Genomic DNA, 2,655 nt, shown 5'->3' with positions numbered 1-2,655 from the left:
CGCTTTGAACTCCCTCCCCATCAAAGGGGAGGGAGAAGGTCGAAGTAGCCTTCCGTTATTGCGTGCGGCGGCCGAACGAGACGGCGTAATCCTGCGAACGCATGGGCAGGATTTTGTCGTTCTTCGACGGCTCGACGCCGTCGGCCAGATTGTTCGGATCGAAGATGCCGACGTCGCAGGATTCGGCCGGCTCCAGGCCGGTGATTGAGATAACGCCCATCTTCACGCTCTTGCGGTCGGCCGGCCACTCGGACGTCGGATCGTCGTCCTGATCGCCGGGCTGTCCGATGACGGCGAACAGGTTGTAGTCCACCGGCCCCTTGGCAAAGCGGTCGTTCAACTCGCCCGCGTAGAAGTCCTTGCCTTTGCCCTCGGCCTCGGCGTCGGAGAGGCCGACAAAGCCACCGGCCGGCTCCGCCTTCCACTTGATCGGCTGGCGATCACCCTTGGCGTTGGTCAGCGTGAACGTATGCACCCCGAAATAATCGGCGGTGGCGTAGCTCGCCGGCGTCGGCCGCGCCTTGAGCCAGGCACCCTGACGCGTCGAGCCCGGATGCGCCGCGAAGAAGGCGCCGATCTTGTCTTGGTCCTTCGTGGCGACGGTCTTCAATAGCTCGACGAACTCTTCCGGGCTCTTCGCCACAAAAACGGGCGCCGAGATCAGCAGCAGATCGGAGGTGCCGCCGTCAGGGAGCTGGAAGTGCATGGCGATGCCGCGCACGTTGTCCTTCTGGGCGTCGGAGGCCATCGGGTTGCCGCCGCCGAGCGAAAAACGACCGACGAGCGGCACCGGGGCCGCGAACACGGGCGACTTACTCAATGCCGCAGCCTCGGCCGCTGGGGTGAAGTTACCTTTGACGCAAATACCCTTCGTGTGTGCCGCACGCATTTTGGCGTGGACGCCGAAGACCCCGTTCAACGCGTTGACGAGATCTTCCGGCTGGGCCTCCTGCGCCATCGCCGGCACGCAGACCAATCCAAGTGCAAGCGCACCGCATCCGAGCAGTCGTAGCGATCCCATCGATGTCTCCCTGATCCCTTGCCGCCCGCCTCCCCGGACGTCGGCTACCCAGACCTATTCGTTGCCCCGGACGTGTTCGTGTCAACGTCGAACGTGCCCGGATGTCGCAGCTCCTACACTGTCGCGAAGAAGTTGCCGTGGAAGCTGAAGGGGATGTGGTGCGGACACTCGGCTCGGGCGATTTCGGCAAGCGAATGGGCATCGAGCACGAGCAGGAACGAGGCCCCGCGGCGCGCATCGAGGACGACCGAGAGAAGCACGCCCTCGCCCTCCTCGGCAGCGCCCGGGTGGGCAACGAACACCGGCTCGCCGGGGTAGCAGCCGTCCGCGGACCATGTCCGCGCCGCGCGGCTGGCCACGTCGATGCGCACGATGCTGTCGAGGAAGTCACCACCCGCCGTTCGCCCCGCGCCCCACACGAAGCGATATGGCCGGCCGGCGCAGCGGTCATAGTCGATGCGCGGCAGCTCGATCATCTCGTCAACGAGCGGCACGGTTTCGATGGGCTCCTCGTCACCAAGCGGAACGATGCAACGTGTCAAGCGGCCGGTGGCGTTGACGGTTTCGCCGGCGCGCAAATGTGACAGATAGAGCTGGTTGATGATGCCAGCGTCGTCATAGGTGATGACGTCAATGATGAGATCGGAGCCTTCCTCGTAGGCGTTGACGTGATGGAAGGCGAAGGCCGCGTCGGCCGTCTTGGAAGCCACGAGCGCGCCGCTGTCCTTGTCGAACACGTGAAACCGCAGACCGCGCTCGGGCACCCAACGATAGTTGCGGATGAACGGCGCCGCCGCCACCATCAGCCGCAGCGGATCGACGACGAGGGGAAATTCCGTCAGCACGAGATAGCGCTCGGTCATCGCGAACGAATGCATGTAGGCCGGCTTGTCGACCGGCATCTCGGCGACAACGCGCTCGGGCGCGCCATCGTCGGGTATGGCGAAGAGCCGGTAGTGTGACTTCCGCCCAAAGGCGACCACGTAGCTGAAACGGCAGCCGCGCGCGGCGTCATGGTGCGGGTGCGCGATCGACACCATCCCGCCGACCTCGGCGCTCGCCGCATAGTGGCCGAGCGTCTGCAGCGTTTCGGCGTCGAAGCGCACCGGTAGCGTCGTCTCGGTGAGCGCCACGGTCTGCCCGCCGAACACATCGACATTGACGTTGCAGTTGTCGGTGAGGTGCGGAGAGAAAACGGCGGCGACGCGCTGGAACAGCGTTCGGCACGGATCGGTCGCGAACTCGCCGCGCGCCAGCGAGCCCTTGACCGCGGCCTCGCAATAGCTGTCGGCACGCAGGAAGCGGTTGGTGTAGCTCACCGCTCCGTCGGCGAAGCTGAACCGGTGCAGCATGGCGAGGCCGTCGAACCAGTGGTTCACCGTGGTGCTGCCGACGTTGAACTTAGCAGGACCGGTGCGCAGCAGCGCCCCCGAGAGCCACGCGGGGAACTCCCCCTGCAGCGGCAATGAGAGCGGCCCGACCTCATCGTCGAGATCGGCAAACCCACCCGCATACGACGCCCGGTCTGACCCTGTCATGGCCGTCACCCTGCACCACCAAGCGCAAACGAAGCGTCAATCACATGGCTAGCAGGTGGCGCGTTATTCGTCGACCAGCACGTCCTTCCCGCGAAG

The 2,655-nt window shown here is 65.2% G+C and carries 2 protein-coding genes; both read right to left on the bottom strand.

Going from position 1 to position 2,655, the window contains the following annotated elements; genetic code table 11:
- Nucleotides 1–55: 55 nt before the first annotated feature.
- The gene (locus WDA27_15325; GenBank protein ID MFA5892296.1) at nucleotides 56–958 is read right to left on the bottom strand and encodes a catalase family peroxidase; all 903 of its coding nucleotides are present in this window, start codon (nucleotides 956–958) and stop codon (nucleotides 56–58) included.
- Nucleotides 959–1,134: 176 nt separating this feature from the next.
- Entirely contained in the window at nucleotides 1,135–2,559 is a 1,425-nt protein-coding gene (locus WDA27_15320; protein ID MFA5892295.1) for a carotenoid oxygenase family protein, read from the bottom strand.
- Between the last annotated feature and the right edge of the window lie 96 nt (nucleotides 2,560–2,655).

Source organism: Actinomycetota bacterium (genome assembly GCA_041658565.1).
Lineage (GTDB): Bacteria > Actinomycetota > AC-67 > AC-67 > AC-67 > JBAZZY01.
The sequence above is the reverse complement of the archived record's forward strand: the minus strand, read 5'-3'. Positions and strand labels throughout refer to the sequence as shown.

Coding starts and splice junctions, on each gene's coding strand:
- WDA27_15325 (MFA5892296.1), bottom strand. CDS start 958: ATGGCGCAGGAGGCCCAGCCGGAAGATCTCGTCAACGCGTTGAACGGG.
- WDA27_15320 (MFA5892295.1), bottom strand. CDS start 2,559: ATGACAGGGTCAGACCGGGCGTCGTATGCGGGTGGGTTTGCCGATCTC.